Here is an 18093-nt window from a genome sequence, read left to right on the forward strand (position 1 = left end):
GCATGCGCTCGCCCCCGGCTCGACCGTTGACCGCGCCAGGGCCTCGCCTGGGAGCGAGGGGCCGCGGCGGGCACGGCCATCGATCAGTCCGACATACCGCCGCGCGTCATCTCGTGCGTGCGGCGCTCGTCGCGCGACCGGTAGATCACCGGGGGACGCGCCACGTAGCCGACCGGCGCGCTCACCGCGTGCACGAGGCGGGTGAACGGCCAGATGCAGAAGAGCAGCAGACCAGCGATGATGTGCAGCTTGAAGCTGAGGGGCACGTCGACCATCAGGTGCGCCTGCGGGTGCAGGTAGAAGATCGACCGGAACCAGACGGAGATCGTCTCGCGGTAGTCGTAGCCCTCGTGACCGCCGAGCACCTGGTTGAGCAGGGTCGCAGCCCCGCCCAGGAGCACCGGGATCGCCAGCATCACGTAGGTGACGATGTCCATGCGGGTCGTCGCCACGCGCACCGACTTGACCACCAGGCGGCGGTAGATCAGCAGCGCGAGGCCGACGATCGTCATGATTCCAGCGATCGTACCGGGGATCGTCGCCATCAGGTGGTAGACGTGCTGAGGCACGCCAGCCGCCTCGGTCCACGTCTTCGGGATCACGAGGCCGAGGATATGGCCCATGAACACGAAGAGGACGCCGAAGTGGAACAGCGGCGACGCCCAGCGCAGGATGGTCGGCTCATTCCACTGCGAGGAACGAGAGGTCCACCCGTACTGGTCGGTCTTGTAGCGCCACGCGAGGCCCACGATGAGGATCGCGAAGGACACGTAGGGCAGGACCACCCACAGGGCAATGTCCAGGAAGGACAGCGACTGCGTCTCGGCTGCAGACGCGGCATGCAAAAGTGCGGATTCCATGAACGTTACCGTCCCATCGTTGAATCGGAAGTCGGGAAGGGCGTCGCGGACAGATCGCCCACGCCCACCAGTTCGGTGGGCGGCCCCTGGCTAATGAGCTTACGGAAGCCCGCAATGGTCTTTTCGTCCGGCTCGGGCAGCGTCGCGACCAGCGCATCCAGCAGCGGCGCGTACGGGGAGTCCGCGGCGCGCAGCGCCGTGCGGATCACCTCGATGCCCTCGCGGTTGGAGCGCAGCAGGCCCTCGGCCGTGCCGGTCTCGTCGAAGGCCGCGAACTCCAGGACCACCGGCAGGTGATCGGGCAGCTCCTCGCGTTCCATCTCGAAACCGGCGCGGCGCAGGATCTCCTTGAAGGCCAGGATGGCCTGGCCGCGTCCGCGGGTGTCGCCGTGCGTGTAGTACGTCAGGCCGAGCGCGCAGCGTCGGCGCTGGTCGAACGTCTCCACGTAGGTGGTCTGCATGGCGCGCAGGCCAGCGGCGCGAGCGTAGCTCACGAACGTGGCCAGGGACGCCGAGGCCGGCTCCGGCAGGTCCGCCAGAGCCTCCTCAACCGCGTCCAGCTTGGTCTCGAAGTCATCCCCCGGGTAGTCCAGGAGGACCGAGACCGCCATCCGCACGCCGCGCGCGTCCTGCGGATCCATCTCCGTTTCCGGAGCGGCCGTAGGAATACGCGGAATGCCGACGAAAGTACTCATCGAATTACCTCAAGGGGGAGCATCTGGCGTCCCTCCGGCGACGAGCCACCCATCGGGCGGTTCGACGTGGCGGGGGCCAGACCGTGGAAGGCCTCGACATCGTAGGACACCGGGCAGCCCTCGAGCTCCTTGATGCCGCGCGGCATCTCGGGGTGGGCGGTCGGGATGACGAAGCGGTCATCGTACTTGGCGATAGACAGCAGTCGGTACATCTCCTTGACCTTCTCCGGGGTCATGCCCACGGAGGCCGGGATCTCCTCGTTCGTCGGGTTGTCGACGAACACGTCGCGCATGTAGGAGCGCATCGCGGCGAGGCGACGCAGCGCCAGCTCCACGGGAGCCGTGTCTCCGGCCGTGAACAGGCCGGCCAGGTACTCCAGCGGGATACGCATCTGCGAGATGGCGGACAGCAGGACCTTGTGGTCCTCGCCGTCGCTACCGGTCGCGGTCACCTGGTCGACGACCGGGGACAGCGGCGGCACGTACCAGACCATCGGCAGGGTACGGAACTCGGGGTGCAGCGGCAGGGCGACCTCGTACTCGGTGATGAGCTTCCAGATCGGGGACTGCTGGGCGGCCGTGATCCACGAGTGGGGAACGCCGTTGGCCTGAGCCTGGGCGACCACCTGCGGGTCGTTCGGGTCGAGCAGGATCTCGCGCTGGGCGCGGTACAGGTCGCGCTCGTCCTCCTGGGAGGCGGCCCAGGTGACGCGGTCCGCGTCGTAGAGCAGCACGCCCATGTAGCGCAGGCGACCCACGCAGGTCTCCGAGCAGATGGTCGGCTGGCCGACCTCGAGGCGCGGGTAGCACAGCGTGCACTTCTCGGCCTTGCCCGTGTTGTGGTTGAAGTAGACCTTCTTGTAGGGGCAAGCGGACACGCACATGCGCCAGCCGCGGCACTGATCCTGGTCGACCAGGACGATGCCATCCTCGGAGCGCTTGTACATCGCGCCCGAGGGGCACGCCGACACACAGGTCGGGTTCAGGCAGTGCTCGCAGATGCGAGGCAGGTAGAACATGTACGCGTCTTCGATGGTCTTGGCGACCTGGAGGTTCATCTGGTGCAGGACGGGGTCCTGATCCAGGGTCTCCATGGAGCCACCGAGGTCATCGTCCCAGTTCGGGCCCCACTCGGGCTTGTCGATGTGCTCGCCCGTGATCTTGGACTTCGCGCGGGCCGTCGGGATCGCGCGGGAGTTCGCGGGCGCCTGGAGCAGCATGTCGTACTCGTACGTCCACGGCTCGTAGTAGTCCTTCATGGTCGGCTGCGTCGGGTTCGCGAAGATCTTCGCGAGCGAGGCGACGCGTCCGCCCTGACGGGGAACGAGGCGGCCCGTGGCGGTGCGCTTCCAGCCACCCTTCCACTTCTTCTGGTCCTCCCAGCCGCGGGGGTAGCCCACGCCGGGACGGGTTTCGACGCTGTTGAACCAGATGTACTCGGTGCCCTCGCGGTTCGTCCACACCTGCTTACAGGTGACCGAACAGGTGTGGCAGCCAATGCACTTGTCGAGGTTCATCACCATCGCGATCTGAGCCATGACCTTCATCAGAACTGCACCTCCTGGGAGCGGCGGCGGATAACCGTGACCTCGTCGCGGTTATTGCCGGTGGGACCGTAGTAGTTGAACGCGTAGGCGAACTGCGCGTATCCGCCGGCCAGGTGGCTCGGCTTAATGAAGATTCGGGTCAGCGAGTTGTGCGTACCGCCGCGCTTGCCGGACTCCTCGTTCAGCGGGGTGTTGATCTGGCGATCCTGGGCGTGGTGCATGAACACCGTGCCCTCCGGGATGCGGTGGGAGACAACGGCGCGAGCCGACACGGTGCCGTTACGGTTCCTCGCCTCGATCCACTCGTTGTCGCGCACGCCGATCTTCTCGGCGTCCTGCGGGCTCATCCACACCGTCTGGCCACCACGACCCAGCGTCAGCATGTACGGGTTGTCGTAGTACTGGGAGTGGATGGCCCACTTGTTGTGGACCGTCAGGTAGCGCACCGCGACCTCGGCCTGACCCGGCTGACCGGGACGATGGTCGCCGACGGGGCGCTCACCGTAGATGTGCGCCAGGTCGAGCGGGGGACGGAAGATCGGCAGGGACTCGCCCATGTCCATCATCCAGTCGTGGTCGATGTAGAACTGCGGGCGACCCGTGAGCGTGTGCCACGGCTTGCGGCACTCGACGTTCTGCACGAAGGCGCTGTAGCGGCGTCCGCCGTGCTCGGAGCCCGACCACTCGGGGCTGGTGATGACGCTGCGCGGTTGCAGGACGGTGTCCTGGTAGGTGATCTTCTTTTCTTCGTCACCTTCGGCCAGGAACGCCATCTCGTTGCCGACGCGCTTTTCCAGCGTGCGGAAGCCCTGAACGGCCAGCGAGCCGTTCGTGGTGCCCGAGAAGCGCAGCGCCATGTTCGCCGCCTTGATGGCGGTGTCGCACAGCGGCATGCCCTCGCCGGCGTTGCCGTCCATGGGGGCGCGGCCGTTGAGGTCGCCGAGCTGCTCGTACGCCTCCTGCATGTTGTACGCCACACCCTTGGAGGCCAGGCCAGCCTTGGGCACGAGCGGTCCGATGCGGTCGTACTTGTAGCCGACCTGCGTGTAGTCGCGCTCGATCGCAACCAGCTTCGGCATGGTCTTGCCGGGCGTCCACGTCTGCTCGGGAACGACGCCATCCGCCATGGTCATGGCGTCCGGGGAGTCGTGCCCCAGCGGAACCGCGACGACGTCCGTCTGGGTGTCCAGGTGGCCGGGGGCCATGCGGCCGACGAGGCGAGCCAGGGTCTGGAACACCTCGAAGTCAGTGCGTGCCTCCCACGGCGGGTTCACGGCCTCGTCGAAGCAGTGCATAAAGGGGTGCATGTCCGTGGAGGACAGGTCGTGCTTCTCGTACCACGTGGCGGCGGGCAGCACCACGTCGGAGTGCAGCGTCGTCGAGGTGTTACGGAAGTCCGCGACCCACATGAGGTCGAGCTTGCCGGGGTGAGCCTCACGCCAGTTGACGGACGCGGGACGGTTGCCCTCTTCCAGCTCCTCGGCGTTGACCTCGTTGCCGGTACCCAGCATGTGACGCAGGAAGAACTCGGTGCCCTTCGCGGACGAGCCGAGCAGGTTCGTACGCCAGTTCGCGAGGATCTTCGGGACGTTGTGATGGGCGTCCGGGTCCTCGATCGCGAACTGGAGGCGACCCTCGCGCAGCTCCTGGGACACGTATTCCGCGGGGGCCATGCCGGCCTCGGCGGCCTCGCGGCCCAGCTGGGTCGAGCCCTTGGAGAACGTCGGGTAGCAGGGCATCCAGCCGCGCTGAACCGACTCGACGAGGGTGTCGACCAGCTGCTTGCCGTCCAGGTTCGAGGACTTGATCGGGTTTCCCATGGCCGAGGCCGCAGCACCGTCGTAGCGCCACTGGTCCGTGGTCATGTAGTACCAGCCGGTGGAGATCATCTGGCGCGGCGGGCGCGCCCAGTCCAGGGCGAAGGTGAAGGAGCCCCAACCCATGATCGGGCGGACCTTCTCCTGACCCACGTAGTGGGCCCAGCCGCCGCCGTTGCGGCCCTGGGTGCCACACATTTCCGTGAGCGCCAGGAACGTACGGTACATCTCGTCGGAGTGGTAGTAGTGGTTCGTGCCGGCGCCCATGAGGATCATGGAACGGCCCTGCGTCTCAACCGCGTTCTGCGCGAACTCGCGGCCGATCTTGATGGCTGCGGCGGCGGGAACCGACGTGAACTCCTCCTGCCACGCAGGGGTGCCCGGCGTGGAGGCGTCCATGTAGTCGGTGGGCCACTCACCCGGCAGACCCTCACGCTCGACGGCGTACTGGGCGAGCAGGATGTCGAACACGGTCGTCACGAGGCGACCGTTGACGCGGCGCGCGGGCACGCCACGCTTCACGTAGCCACCGCCGACCGAGGCCTGGCCGGGGGCCGCGGGCAGGTCGAAGCGCGGCAGGGCAATCTCGACGGCTTCCCACTCGTCCGTGTCCATGATGGACATGACGGGCTCGACGCCATCCAGGTTGAGGTTCCAGTGGCCGGCGCCCTCCTCACCGAAGCGATCGGCGAGCGTGCCGCCCGGGTCCTTGACCGTGCCGTCGGCCTCGATGACGAGGGGACGGAACTGGTTGTTCTCGGTGCGCTCGGTCGTGCCTGCGGGCATCTTGGCGGCCGTCAGGAACTTGCCGGGGACCAGGGTCGTCGGGGCGACGCCCTCGTGGGCACCCTCGCCGACCTCGTTAATCTCCACCAGGAACGGGGAGTCGGTGTAGCGCTTCATGTAATCGAGGAACATGGGCTCGCGCTTGCCGACGTGGAATTCCTTGAGGATGACGTGGCCCATCGCCTGCGCCAGGGCGCCGTCCGTGCCGGGCTGGACGCGCAACCAGTCGTCCGCGAACTTCGTGTTGTCCGCGAAGTCCGGGGACACGACGATGACCTTCTGGCCGTGGTAGCGGGCCTCGGCCATGAAGTGGGCGTCGGGGGTACGGGTCAGCGGCAGGTTCGAGCCCCACATGATGAGGTACTGCGAGTTGAACCAGTCGCCGGCCTCGGGCACGTCGGTCTGGTCGCCGAAGACCTGCGGCGAGGCCGGGGGCAGGTCCGCGTACCAGTCGTAGAAGGACAGCATGGTCGCGCCGATGAGCTCGTGGAAGCGGGCGCCCGCACCGTAGGAGATCATCGACATGGCGGGGATAACCGAGAAGCCGGCGATGCGGTCGGGGCCGTACTGCTTGATCGTGTGCACGTAGGCGGCGGCGACGATCTCCATCGCCTCTTCCCACGACACGCGGACCATGCCGCCGCGGCCACGCTGCGACTTGTAGGCGCGAGCCTTCTCCGGGTCCTCGACGACCGCGGCCCACGCGTCGACGGGATCCCCGAGGCGCTTCTTGGCCTCGCGGAACATGTCGAGCAGGACGCCGCGCACGTAGGGGTACTTGATACGGGTCGGCGAGTACTCGTACCACGAGAACGCCGCGCCACGCGGGCAGCCGCGGGGCTCGTACTCGGGCATGTCCGCGCCGGTCGACGGGTAGTCAGTCTGCTGGGTTTCCCAGGTGATGACGCCGTCCTTGACGAAGATCTTCCACGAGCAGGAGCCCGTGCAGTTCACGCCATGGGTGGAGCGCACGATCTTGTCGTAGCTCCAGCGGTCGCGGTAGAAGGAGTCGCCGTCGCGGCCGCCCTCGAGGAAGAGCTGGCGCGCGTCGGCGGACGCCTTGCCGCGACGCAGCCACGAGCCGAGCGCAAACAGGGTTGCGCCGGTCGCAGGCTTGACCTCGCCGCCGTAGGTCGGGAAGGTCATATCGGATTCGAGATTCGTCATGGGGTGCTCCTAAGAGTCGATTGACGAGGCAGTGGCAGGTCCGTCGGCACCACGCAGTGCCGGGTGGATCAGCCGGGGAACGGGGCGTTCTTGCGCGCGTACATGATCCAGCACAGGACCGAGCACAGGGCGCAGAAGATGGCGCAGCCCAGGAAGAAGGCCCATGCGCCACCGGTGCCGACCGCGGAGAGGGCGACGCCGACGAGGAAGGGGCCGAGGGATGCGATGGCGGAGGTGAAGCCGATGGCGCCGCCAGCCTGGCGGGCCGGCATGATCATCGGCATCTGCTTGAAGGTACCGGCGTTACCGAAGCCGGAGAACAGGAACATGGTGAGCATGAGCGCCATGAAGATGTAGAAGTCGGTCCAACCCGTGGGGTTGTACAGGACCCAGGCGATACCGGCCAGCGTAATGGCCATGCCGACGCCGGAGATGAAGGTCCAGATGGCGCCGCCCATGCGATCGCAGAAGATGCCCCAGGACATGCGGATGATCGAGCCGATGAGGGGGCCGAGGAAGGCGAAGGTCGCGCCCAGGACCGGCAGGCCGAGGGAGGACTCGCGGCCGAACTGGTTGTTGATGAGGAGAGCGAAGACGGCGGAGAAGCCGGAGAACAGGCCGAAGGTCATGACGTAGAGGATGGTCATGTACCAGGTGTTGGGGTTGGAGAAGATGTCCAGCTGCTGCTTGATGTTGGCCTTGACGGGAACGTCGCGCAGCCAGATGAAGGCGAGGATCGCAGCGACGAGGCACCACGGAACGAAGAAGATCGCTGCGTTGTAGACCCAGATGTTCTCACCGGCGTGGTCGCCGGATACCTGCCGCTGCGGGGCAAGCCAGGTCATACCGAAGAGGCTGAAGCCCATGAGGATGGGGCCGACCAGCTGGATGACGGACATGCCGAGGTTACCGATGCCACCCTGCAGGCCGAGCGCCGTGCCGGCGAGGCGCTTGGGGAAGAAGTAGCCGGTCGAGGGCATGTAGCCGGAGAACGAGCCGCCGCCGATTCCACACATGAAGGCCAGGGTCAGCAGGACCCAGTAGGGGGTCGTGTTGTCCTGGACCGCGAAGAACCAGCCGAGCATCGGAATGATGCACAGCAGGGAGGTGATGCCCACGAGCTTGCGTGTGCCGATGAGCGGGGGCAGGAACATGTAGATGAGGCGCAGGATGCCGGCGGCCAGACCCGGAAGGGCGGTCAGCCAGTAGAGCTGAGACTTATCCAGGTTGAAGCCGAGAAGCGTCAGCTTGGGCGCGATCGTGCTGGGCAGGAACCACACGCAGAAGGCCAGGATCAGCGAGTAGGTCGTGATCCACAGCGTGCGCCACGCGAGCTTCGAGTCCCACTTTTCGGGGTTGTTCGGCTCCCAATCCTGAAGGACATATTTACTGGCTCGCTTTTCCGCGGGTGCGGCCGACGATTCAGCATGTGAGGTAGTCATTGACACTCTCCCTTTCCTACCTAAACGCATACTTGTCGCTAATATATAAGGGACAACTCGTTCTAATTGAGAATTGCGTGAAATTACGCGAAAACGCTTGCAAGAACGTCGATTCCTGTCAACTGTAAAAACGCCATTTAAGGACCTATTTCGGGAGGTTTGTTTTGCGTAATAGCTCTGACGCTCAGCCGGTACGTCCCGACCCCCATGCGAAGATTCAGCAGAAGGGTTTGCAGAAAATGGAAGGAACTGTCGCAGGTGCGGTAATTACCGCTTCAGATCGTTGCTTCCGCGGAGAAACTGAAGATAAATCAGGACCTCTAGCTGCTGCTCTTTTGGCCGATTGGGGCGTTATTGTCGATCAGGTTCATGTTGTCCCCGATGGCATCGCTTCTGTGCGAAACGCGATTCTCGATGCAATGGCTCAGGGCGCGCGCGTCATCGTGACCACCGGAGGAACCGGCGTTACGGATCGCGACCTTACTCCCGAAGCCACCGCTCCCCTTCTGGACGCACGCATGGACGCAATCGCCATGCAAATCGCGCAGGTCGGCTTGGTCAACACACCTCTTGCTTCACTGTCTCGTGGCCTAGTCGGTGTCAGCCGCCAGGGCGAAACTCCGTGCTTCATCGTGAACGCTCCGGGTTCACGCGGAGGCGTGAAGGACACGATCAGCGTGATCGGCCCCCTGGTCCCCCACGTTCTTGAACAGCTCGACTTGGTTACTGACTAATTTGATGTACGAACCTCTTCTTCTGGACACCTTCGGTCGAACGGCTACAGATCTGCGGATCTCGGTCACCGATCGATGCAATCTTCGCTGCGTGTACTGCCTGCCCGAAAAGGTGACGGACTGGCTGAAGCGCAGCGACCTCTTGCGTCCGGAAGAATTCCGTCGCCTGGCAAAAATCGCTGCGACTCTTGGCGTCACCCAAGCGCGTATCACCGGCGGCGAACCCCTGTTGCGCCCCGATCTTCCCCAGATTGTCGAGGCCGTTCGCGAGGGCTTCGAAGACGCCGGGGTTGAGCCCGACTTGGCCTTGACGACGAATGGCATTGGCCTTGATCGAGTCATCGATTCCCTGGTAGACGCTGGTCTTCAACGTCTCAATGTGTCCATCGACAGTTTGGATCCGATCCGCTTTGCCGAGCTTTCACGCCGCAAACGCTCAAGCGATGTCCTACGAGGCCTTGATGCGGTCGATGCATCCGCGCTTCCCGGAACCGTCAAACTCAATACTGTCGTCGTTGATCAGCAGTCTCTGGCGGAAATCCCTGCCTTGGTGACCTTCGCCTTAGAGCGCGGCTATCAGTGGCGCGCCATCGAATTTATGCCGATCGGCCCCTTGGCTGCCTCCTTCTCTTCCCGCCCAACGGCGCATGACATCCAGCGGGTTCTTCGCGAATCCTTCGAGCTGACCGATGTCATTACCGCAGCCTCGGAACCTGCGCGTCGTTGGTCAGTTGCTCCCAGCGACACCCATCCGGGAGGCATCATCGGTGTGATTGCCTCGATGACGTCTCCCTTCTGCGCCTCGTGCACCCGAACCCGCCTGAGCGCGGATGGAAAGATCTATTCCTGTCTGTTCAGCGTCGACAGTGTCGACCTGCACACTCCCATGCGCGCGGGTGCAAGCGATGAAGAATTAGCCGAGCTATGGAAGGATGCCATGTGGGCTAAACCCGCTGGTCACCAGCTTCTTGCTCCGGTCCCCCAGTCCTATTCCATGTCGAAAATTGGAGGTTGAAAGTCCCCATGAGGATCACGATCCGTTATTTCGCTGCCGCGAGCGCTGCAGTAGGCACAGAGAGCGCAGTGATCGAGGTTGCGGACGACTCAAACGAGACAGTCGTCGACCTTGTTCGTCGCTCGACTGATCGCGATATCGACGATCTCCTGGCGGCCTCGTCCTTCCTGGTGAACGAAGAACTTGTTGACGCTCAGGCAACTCTTGCCCAAGCCTTGGGCGCCTCATCCCTGAGCGACGAGGCCGTGGTCTCCGTGGCCGATCGCAGCGGGATTCGTCTTGACGTCCTTCCGCCTTTTGCCGGCGGCTGAGACGCGCAATCGGGCTGAGCAACACGCTCAGCCCGATTTGTTATTTCCGCTTAGTTCCTTAACCTCGTGTCTTTGGCATTGAGGAGGAACATTTGGGTCACGGAGTATTGCTCCACTCGTTGTGACCATCGCTGAAATACTGATCTTTCCAGATCGGTACGCTGGCTTTAATGTCGTCGACAATCTGACCGCACAGCGCGAAGGCTTCCTTGCGGTGGGCACTATCGACGACAACAAGAAGTGCGACATCACCAATTTCTAGGTGCCCCACACGATGACGGACGTAGATACCATCAACCTCAGGATTTCCCAGTGCCTCAAGTGATTTCTCGACACTTGCGCGAAGGAACTTGGCAGCTGCGGGATGAGCAGAGTATTCCAAGTAGTGAACGCCTTCGCCACCGTCGTGATCGCGAACAACACCTTCAAAGACGACGCGCGCACCGGAATGAGCTGGAATAAGGGGTACTTCCCCCGAGCACATCTCCGTTGGAACAGAGACAATATCGGTATCAATAATCACGGGACTCCCCTTATTTAAATGGTCGTGAAGGGACACAGACATGGTAGCGCAGCGAGACATAATGACCGCTCGTATCCCCGGAATCGGTGAGAGCGGCATCGAAAAGATCCGCGCTGCGAAGGTCCTTGTTGTCGGCGCCGGTGGCCTGGGATCGCCCGTCTTGGCCTATCTGGCGGCAGCGGGGATTGGAACGATCGGCATCTCTGACCCGGACAATCTGGAGGAATCTAACCTCCAGCGACAAGTCATTCACGGCGTCGCACGATTAGGAATGAATAAGGCCGAATCTGCCAAGATGACTGTCCTTGCTCTCAACCCTGACATCCAAGTCAACATCGAACCGAAGATTATTGATGGCCTAAGTGATGAGACCGTTGCGGCCTACGACTTCGTTGTCGATGCGACCGACAATTTCACCGCAAAGTACGCAATTTCAGATACCTGTGCGCGCGTTGGACGCCCGCACATGTGGGGCACTTTGGTGTCGATGTCCTTCCAGGCCTCACTTTTCACCGATGGCCTGACTCTTCGCGATGTCTATCCCGAACCCCCCACCGTCGAAACGATGAGTTCAAAAACCGTCGGTGTTCTGGGTGCTGTCTGTGGGCAGGGCGGATCTGTGCTTGCCACAGAATGCTTGAAGTGGGTCACCGGAGTTGGTGACCCCTTAATCGGGCGCTTGCTCATTGTTGACACCGCCGCAGGCCGCTGGAACGTTGTTCCATTCCGACCTCGATCCACCCCGGCGAAAGTTCCCTCGGTAACTCCCGCCGAAGCCACCCCCGAACCGATCGAATAAGCCATAAACTGAGCCATGGCCCCATGCGGACCGCGCGAAGGAGACTACGATGCAACTTCTTGAAGACTATTTGAACTCCATCTTGGGGCGTGTACACCCCCTCTCCCCCGTCGAACTGCCCATTGATCAGGCACTTGATCACGTCCTGGTCGATGATCTTGTCGCGCGCTTCGCAGTCCCTCCCTTCTCGAATTCGGGAATGGATGGCTATGCACTTCACCTCGATCACGATCTCGAGGCCTCCCCTGAGCACCCTGTCACCATCGCAGTCGCTGGCGACATCGCCGCAGGAGATAACGAGTCCCACGTTCTTGAACCGGGGACCGCATGGCGCATCATGACGGGTGCTCGCATTCCCGAGGGCGCAAACACCATCGTGCCCGTGGAAGATACCTCCGAGGAACCCGGTCCCCACCCCCTCCCCGAAAGCATCAGCATCTACGCCCCCGCAAAGGTCGGCGCTCACGTGCGCCGTCAGGGCGAGGACTGCACTCCCGGAGACGTCATTCTGCATGCCGGCGACGTTCTTACACCCGCAGCCATCGCCTCGGCAGTATCGGTTGGTTACGCAAGCGTAAGGGTCTACCCCAGCCCCCGCATCGCCATCGTCTCAACGGGTGATGAACTGCGCGCACCGGGCGAAGAGCTCCAGGGCGCTCAGATTCCTGATTCAAACTCCGTGATGATTGCTGCGCTGGCTCGCCGCGCGGGTGCCCAGGTGACGGGAATTTTCCGCTCCAACGACGATCCTGCTCACTTTGCTGAAGTTTTGCGCCAGGCAGGTGATGTCGCTGATCTCATCATCACTTCGGGAGGCGTCAGCGCCGGAGCCTACGACGTCGTCAAGGAAGTTGGCTTGGGCAAGGGAGTGGACTTCGTTCGCGTCGCCATGCAGCCCGGGAAGCCGCAGGGATTTGGCGTCCTTCAGGCAAGTGACGGTCGCGATGTCTACTTGGCGACTCTGCCGGGCAACCCGGTATCGGTCTTCGTTTCCTTCCACATGTTTGTTCGCCCAGTTCTGGCCGAATTTACCGGTCTCAACGGGCGCGAACTGCTGCGTCCCATTGTCGTCACCACACCGAACGGCTGGATTTCGCCCGAAGGTAAGCGCCAGTTTGTACCGGTCATTCTTTCTGAACCCGATGGCCCAGAACAGACTCCGATTGTGGTTCCGACACACAGGTTGGGTTCGCGTTCTCACCTTGTTGCCTCTTTGCACTCGGTGAACGCGCTGGCGATCGTCCCCGAAGATGTCACTTCGGTTGAACCCTGGTCGATCCTGACTGCGGTTCGAGTCTGATCACTTTCCCATTCTTTTCCCGTCAAACGAGCGCCGAAAGGCTAGACATGAGCGAAACCAGTCCATTCACTCACCTCACCGAGCGCGGTGAGGCACACATGGTTGATATCACGGCGAAAACACCGACCGTACGTCAGGCGCGAGCACGCGGCTTCGTCGAATGCTCACCAAAAATCATGGCGGCCCTCCGCGATGATTCGGTCCCCAAGGGCGACGCTCTTGCAGTCGCACGAATTGCGGGAATTCAGGCCTCGAAGCGCACTCCCGAGTTACTCCCCCTGGCACACCCGATCGCCGTTCATTACTGCGCGGTCGATCTATCATTGGCCGAAGACGGAGTGGAGATCCGTTCGACCGTTCGAACCGCAGATCGAACGGGCATCGAGATGGAGGCTCTGACCGCCGTAACCGTCGCTGCGCTGACCATCATCGACATGGTGAAGGGCATCGATAAGTTGGTTGCGATTCGTGAGTGCTATGTCGAAGAGAAAAGCGGCGGTCGGAGCGGAACATGGACTCGTCCCAACGCCTAGCACTCAGCGGATTAGTAATCCTCGGCGGGGGGACTGGCCAGCGGCTGGGAGGGGCGTCAAAGCCCGACCTCGTGGTCCGAGGCCGACGTGCGCTTGAGTGGGCACTCGCCTCTGAGCCCGGGATTCCTCACGTATGCGTGGTGCCTGAGACCGTCACAGTTCCACGCGACGTTATCCGCGTCATGGAGGAACCTCCGCGCTCTGGCCCTGCCGCCGGGTTTATTGCAGGCGTTCAGGCACTTCTTAAAGTTCTCCCCGAGGACACAGAGTCTCGCTGGATTGGCCTTGTTCCCGTTGACGCCCCCTTGGCGACCCTGACTTTCCCCCTCCTTCTCGAGGCCGTGGAAGAGTCGATTGCTCAGGGACGTCGCGTAGATGGCGTACTTGCCTGCGCGGCGGGACACCGGCAAAACTTGATCGGTGTTTTTTCTCTGGATGCGCTCCGCAAGTTCTCGGTGTCCCAGTGGGTAAATCGTTCGATGCGTGCGCTACTGGAAGAACTCAACACGATCGATGTTGAGGTCCCAGAATCATGGGTCGCAGATATCGATACTCCAAGCGATCTTGCCCGCGCACAGCTGGCCGAAAACGGAGATTATTGCTAGCAAATCTAAGAGGGCTAGGAAGCGCGTACTCCCTAGCCCTCTTTGGGCCTCAATGGGCCTCTCTATTCCAAATCAGTCGATTTCAGGGAACCAAATCTGAATCTCACGAAGGGCAGACTCTGCGCAATCCGAACCGTGGATGATGTTCTCCATGTTCGGGGTGTCCCATGCGCGACCCAAGTCGCCGCGGATGGTGCCCGCGGGAGCGGTTGTCGGATCGGTGGAGCCCATCATGGTGCGCATACCTTCGATGACGCGCTGGCCTTCAACAATGATGGCAACCAGCGGACCCGCACTCATGAAATCAAGAAGCCCTTCAAAGAAAGGCTTACCCGCGTGGTCACGGTAGTGCTCTGCGAGGATTTCGCGCGAGGCAACCATGATCTTCAGGCCCTTGATGATGTAGCCCTTCGCTTCAATGCGGCGCAGGATCTCACCGGTCAAACCGCGGGCATAACCGTCTGGCTTAACGAGGATGAGAGTGTGTTCCAAAGAGGGATCCAACAGGTGCTGACGTGTAATCAGAACGGAATCGGCGCTCACAAAATCTCCTTTGCTTGAGTGAGGATGCTTCAGCATAACTGGGGAAGGACCGAAAGTCATAGCCCTACATGACAAACGAAAAAGGACTGACCGCCATGGTCAGTCCTTTTTCGTTATCCCATCAACACAGAGCAGTCTTCCCAGAAAGTCTTCCGGAGAGATACGAGCAACTTTCGTCGCTCGTTGTCTGATGTAGATAGTTTATGAAGTCTTACTGCAAGAAAAACGCGCGTTTACTGGGACTTTTCTGAACGAATTTTGCGAAGTGTCAACTTCGCTACCAGAGCGTCTACATCCACTTATAAATTCGCGTCATTTTGCTGAGAAAAATGATCTTCCACAAATGCTGGGCCTTCATAACCATGACGACCAAGAGTTTGGAAAATATCATCCATAATCTGCGATGGTTCCAGCAATCCCGCGGAAAACTCAGGGTGCTGAATTTCGATCGCCGCGAATCCGGCAGGGTCGGAAACTGGCTGAGTATCGTACTTTTCTCCCAGAAGACGGTTGACTTCTTGCAGATCGGATGGGGAACCAAAAATCCAGGTCGTTGCGGCAGGCCCCTCGCTTGAACGCCCAAGGTAGAGGCGCATCAGCACAACCTTCTTGCCAGCACGCGGGAAACTCTCACCGACACGCGTGAAAAGATGAAGGTCCAAGTCCCCCATTGAGCCATCGACGAGGCAATATGCATAGGCACCAATGCCTCGGACACTCAAGGCATCAGCAAGAATCCCCAAGAATTCATCCGGGAAAGCATCCTCTTGGAAGTAGATTCCTTCTCCGCGTTCGGGGGCATGCTCGCCCATGATTTTGATGGGGAGCCCCGCCTCTTCAAGCGCCTGCGCGACAAGAGAAATATTGTATTCGGGGAAAGGATGAAGAATTGCGGCATTCTTTCCCAGTCTTTCGACAAAAACGTAGGTTGAGAATCCCAATTCTTTTGTAATCTGCGTGCTCATTCTTCCTCCTCTAGTGCCCCTTCAGCAGGCGTATCCGCTTAGACATAAAAACAAAAATTACCGAGGCCGGGAAAGACCCAAGGGCACGCCCGGCCTCGGCAATTCTCAATCAGTTCAGGCACAACCCCTGAGAGTGCAAAACCTCAAGGACGGGCGCGGTGTCGAAGGTATTTGGCAGGCCCATTTGCTCGCTAATCTGCTGAGTGAAGGCATTGGTCGCTCCCAGTCCAGCCTTACGCAGTTCGTAGTACGCGCGCACATCTTCGTCGTACTCGGCAAGCTCCTCGAGGTACGAACCTTCGACCACCGGGTAGGTGTTCTCGGAAACAGCAAGGTGCTTGGGCAGACGAGGCCGGTACGGGGGATCTTGAAGCGGGCGGCCAACCAAGAGGCCCAGAATTGGGAAGGTCATGCGCGGAAGCTTCAAGAGCTCGATTGTGCGCTGGGGTCCTCTCAGAAGAGAACCGAGGTAGACCGTGCCCAAGCCCATCGATTCGGCGGCAACTTCCATGTTGTGTGCAGCAAGGACCGCGTCCTCCATTGCAGCAAGGAAGAGGTTGGTCCGCTGCAAGGGAGCGATATCTAGGCCTGCTTCTTCACGGATACGCGCATTGCGGTACAGGTCAACGACGAACATAAAAAGATCGCCCTTGGAGGTGCCCACGTAGGGCTGCTGTGCAACCTCGGCAAGCTGATCGCGCAAGGCTACATCGGTCACGTGAATGATCGAGAACTGCTGACGGAATGACGAGGTGGGGGCGCGACGCGCAACATCAATCAGTGCATCGCGATCCTGCGCGCTCAGCGGAGAGTCCTCAAACTTACGAATTGTGCGGTGCGCACGCAGCACATCAATCGTTGGATTGGTCACTCCAACTTCGGGGACCTTGCGGTAGTCATCGGCCTGCATTTTTGCTCCTTTGGTGGCGACGCTTGCTCTTATTGTCCGTTTTTCGGCTATTTTTCGCCAGTGCATCCCACTTTTGCGTCAACCTCCGATTGTCCTCACCCCGGTTCTTTGGCTGCAATGCTTCATCACAATTTGGTCGCAGTTTCGGTGCAGACTTCCGAAATATGGAGTCTGAGATGGACGCTTTTTCAAGGATGGCTAGACTGAGAGGCATGCGTAAATCTCTCATTGCAACAATGTGCATTGCTGTCATGGCAGCAACCGGCCTCGCTGCTTGCTCCAGCGGTCCCCAGTCAGCAACCAACGAAAAGATCATCACTAAGGATCCCGCAACGGTGACTCAGACGGGCGTCACTCTTCCCGAGAAGCGCGACCTTGAGTTCAAGCTCAACGGTGATGCGTCTAAGGCCAAGGTTGAGGTCGCTGACACCGAGGTCGCCGAGCAGGTCAAGGGCTCAAAGAACCTCCGCGTCCACCCCAAGAAGCCCGGTGAAACCACTCTGAAGGTCACCGATGCCAGCGGCACCGAATACACGATCCCGCTTGAGGTCGTTGAAGGCAGCAACTGAGTCTCACGTCAATTCACACTTTCTCCCGGGGAATAGGGCATACCTATTCCCCGGGATTTTTGTCATTTCCATCGATTTCGCAACAATCTGTACGGAGATGCGGAGAACGTCTATTGACCTTTAGAGTGTGAGTCACCTAACATGGGCGCCTGTCAGCAATGTGCAAAGGAGCAACAGGTGACCAGTATTTCTCCTCCGGTATACGAGCAGATCGCTCAAGCGATCCGGCGTCAGATTCTGGATGGCGATCTTCCACCCGGTTCCAGACTTCCGTCCGAAAGTATTCTGTGCGAGCGCTTCTCCGTCACGCGCGGTACTGTACGCCGCGCTCTGCAGGTTCTGACCCACGAAGGCCACTTACGCTCATACCAAGGCAAGGGGACTTTTGTTACTGCGCAGAATGACAAGAGGATTCTGTGGGGTTTCGGTTCACTGACAGACCGCCTTCAGGGAAGCAGTGACCAGGCACGTGCTCGTGTCATTGAGCACGGCGTAGTCACCCGGCAAAATCGCCCATTCCTACGGCTCAAGCGACTTCGCTTGATCGAAAGCAACACGGGCGTATTCCCCGTTAGCCTTGATCTGTCGTTCATTCCAATCGATCTGCTGCCCGGTATCCAAGATATCGACTTCACAGATCTGTCCATCTATCACGTTCTACGTGACATCTATAAGAGCTCTCCAAAGTTCTCTGTTGTCTCACTGCGCGCCCAAAGCATCGACCAAGAAACCCGAACGATCCTTGGCGAACCGGCGGGTACCCGTTGCCTTCTTCACCTCACGGGCTCTACCTACGACCACAACGGGGCATGCATTGAGGAAAGCGAAGTCACCTACTCAACTCGGGTGCAAGCAACCTTGACCATCGACCAGGTCAGGGGCCACGCAGAACCGCTTACTCTCAATGAATCAGCATCCACCAGAGGTAAGTTCTAGCCTTCGCGCTCATACAAAAGTCCCGGGGCCACACTG

General features: G+C 60.9%; 18 protein-coding genes. 9 read left to right on the plus strand and 9 right to left on the minus strand.

The window, feature by feature from the left end:
- Nucleotides 1-83: 83 nt before the first annotated feature.
- From narI to HGAS_RS08480, 5 genes are all read right to left on the minus strand, one after another.
- Nucleotides 84-860, minus strand: coding sequence for a respiratory nitrate reductase subunit gamma (gene narI / locus HGAS_RS04400; protein ID WP_019126656.1), 777 nt, complete (start codon nucleotides 858-860; stop codon nucleotides 84-86).
- A gap of 5 nt (nucleotides 861-865) precedes the next feature.
- A complete protein-coding gene (gene narJ / locus HGAS_RS04405) occupies nucleotides 866-1555 on the minus strand; it encodes a nitrate reductase molybdenum cofactor assembly chaperone (RefSeq protein ID WP_019126657.1) in 690 nt (229 codons plus the stop codon).
- Entirely contained in the window at nucleotides 1552-3102 is a 1551-nt protein-coding gene (narH, locus tag HGAS_RS04410) for a nitrate reductase subunit beta (RefSeq protein ID WP_019126658.1), read from the minus strand. Before narH ends, narJ begins: the two co-directional genes overlap by 4 nt.
- On the minus strand, nucleotides 3102-6872 hold the full coding sequence (locus HGAS_RS04415; protein WP_019126659.1) for a nitrate reductase subunit alpha: 3771 nt from the start codon (nucleotides 6870-6872) through the stop codon (nucleotides 3102-3104). Before HGAS_RS04415 ends, narH begins: the two co-directional genes overlap by 1 nt.
- 68 nt (nucleotides 6873-6940) lie before the next feature.
- Nucleotides 6941-8314 (minus strand): MFS transporter, encoded by a 1374-nt coding sequence (locus tag HGAS_RS08480; protein ID WP_019126660.1) that lies wholly within the window; start codon nucleotides 8312-8314, stop codon nucleotides 6941-6943.
- A gap of 164 nt (nucleotides 8315-8478) precedes the next feature.
- On the opposite strand from HGAS_RS08480, the gene HGAS_RS04425 reads away from it, so the two are divergent.
- From HGAS_RS04425 to HGAS_RS04435, 3 genes are read left to right on the plus strand one after another with little or no spacing between them, the layout of a single operon-like run.
- Entirely contained in the window at nucleotides 8479-9048 is a 570-nt protein-coding gene (locus HGAS_RS04425; protein WP_019126661.1) for a MogA/MoaB family molybdenum cofactor biosynthesis protein, read from the plus strand.
- Nucleotides 9049-9052: 4 nt separating this feature from the next.
- On the plus strand, nucleotides 9053-10063 hold the full coding sequence (gene moaA, locus HGAS_RS04430; protein WP_019126662.1) for a GTP 3',8-cyclase MoaA: 1011 nt from the start codon (nucleotides 9053-9055) through the stop codon (nucleotides 10061-10063).
- Between the two features lie 8 nt (nucleotides 10064-10071).
- Nucleotides 10072-10374, plus strand: coding sequence for a MoaD/ThiS family protein (locus HGAS_RS04435; RefSeq protein WP_009408050.1), 303 nt, complete (start codon nucleotides 10072-10074; stop codon nucleotides 10372-10374).
- A 97-nt stretch (nucleotides 10375-10471) separates the two neighbouring features.
- Here HGAS_RS04435 and HGAS_RS04440 read toward each other — a convergent pair whose 3' ends face one another.
- Complete coding sequence (locus HGAS_RS04440) at nucleotides 10472-10897, minus strand: molybdenum cofactor biosynthesis protein MoaE (protein WP_019126663.1); 426 nt, start codon at nucleotides 10895-10897, stop codon at nucleotides 10472-10474.
- 61 nt (nucleotides 10898-10958) lie between these two features.
- Between HGAS_RS04440 and HGAS_RS04445 the strand changes: the two genes are divergently transcribed.
- Genes HGAS_RS04445 through mobA form a run of 4 tightly spaced genes read left to right on the plus strand, consistent with a single transcriptional unit; the run spans nucleotide 10959 to nucleotide 14134 of the window.
- On the plus strand, nucleotides 10959-11696 hold the full coding sequence (locus HGAS_RS04445) for a HesA/MoeB/ThiF family protein (protein ID WP_019126664.1): 738 nt from the start codon (nucleotides 10959-10961) through the stop codon (nucleotides 11694-11696).
- Nucleotides 11697-11745: 49 nt separating this feature from the next.
- Nucleotides 11746-12996 carry a gephyrin-like molybdotransferase Glp gene (glp, locus tag HGAS_RS04450; RefSeq protein WP_019126665.1) on the plus strand — a complete coding sequence of 417 codons (1251 nt, stop codon included), beginning with the start codon at nucleotides 11746-11748 and terminating at the stop codon, nucleotides 12994-12996.
- 47 nt (nucleotides 12997-13043) lie between these two features.
- A complete protein-coding gene (gene moaC, locus HGAS_RS04455; RefSeq protein WP_019126666.1) occupies nucleotides 13044-13529 on the plus strand; it encodes a cyclic pyranopterin monophosphate synthase MoaC in 486 nt (161 codons plus the stop codon).
- Nucleotides 13508-14134, plus strand: coding sequence for a molybdenum cofactor guanylyltransferase (mobA, locus tag HGAS_RS04460; protein ID WP_026066637.1), 627 nt, complete (start codon nucleotides 13508-13510; stop codon nucleotides 14132-14134). The genes moaC and mobA overlap by 22 nt, the downstream gene beginning before the upstream one ends.
- A gap of 72 nt (nucleotides 14135-14206) precedes the next feature.
- On the opposite strand, the gene ndk is transcribed toward mobA, so the two are convergent.
- The 3 genes from ndk to HGAS_RS04475 all read right to left on the minus strand — a co-directional run bounded on the left by ndk (nucleotide 14207) and on the right by HGAS_RS04475 (nucleotide 16552).
- Nucleotides 14207-14677: a nucleoside-diphosphate kinase gene (gene ndk / locus HGAS_RS04465; protein WP_019126668.1), complete on the minus strand. Its 471-nt coding sequence runs from the start codon at nucleotides 14675-14677 to the stop codon at nucleotides 14207-14209.
- Between the two features lie 299 nt (nucleotides 14678-14976).
- Complete coding sequence (locus HGAS_RS04470) at nucleotides 14977-15642, minus strand: hypothetical protein (RefSeq protein ID WP_019126669.1); 666 nt, start codon at nucleotides 15640-15642, stop codon at nucleotides 14977-14979.
- Between the two features lie 109 nt (nucleotides 15643-15751).
- A complete protein-coding gene (locus HGAS_RS04475) occupies nucleotides 15752-16552 on the minus strand; it encodes an NADPH-dependent oxidoreductase (RefSeq protein ID WP_019126670.1) in 801 nt (266 codons plus the stop codon).
- A 212-nt stretch (nucleotides 16553-16764) separates the two neighbouring features.
- On the opposite strand from HGAS_RS04475, the gene HGAS_RS04485 reads away from it, so the two are divergent.
- Together HGAS_RS04485 and HGAS_RS04490 are read left to right on the plus strand one after the other, a co-directional pair.
- Entirely contained in the window at nucleotides 16765-17121 is a 357-nt protein-coding gene (locus tag HGAS_RS04485; protein WP_019126672.1) for a pilus assembly protein N-terminal domain-containing protein, read from the plus strand.
- Nucleotides 17122-17298: 177 nt separating this feature from the next.
- Nucleotides 17299-18057 (plus strand): GntR family transcriptional regulator, encoded by a 759-nt coding sequence (locus HGAS_RS04490; RefSeq protein ID WP_019126673.1) that lies wholly within the window; start codon nucleotides 17299-17301, stop codon nucleotides 18055-18057.
- The last annotated feature ends 36 nt before the right edge of the window (nucleotides 18058-18093 follow it).

The sequence above is a fragment of the Actinomyces sp. ph3 genome, from assembly GCF_000308055.1.
Classification (GTDB): domain Bacteria; phylum Actinomycetota; class Actinomycetes; order Actinomycetales; family Actinomycetaceae; genus Pauljensenia.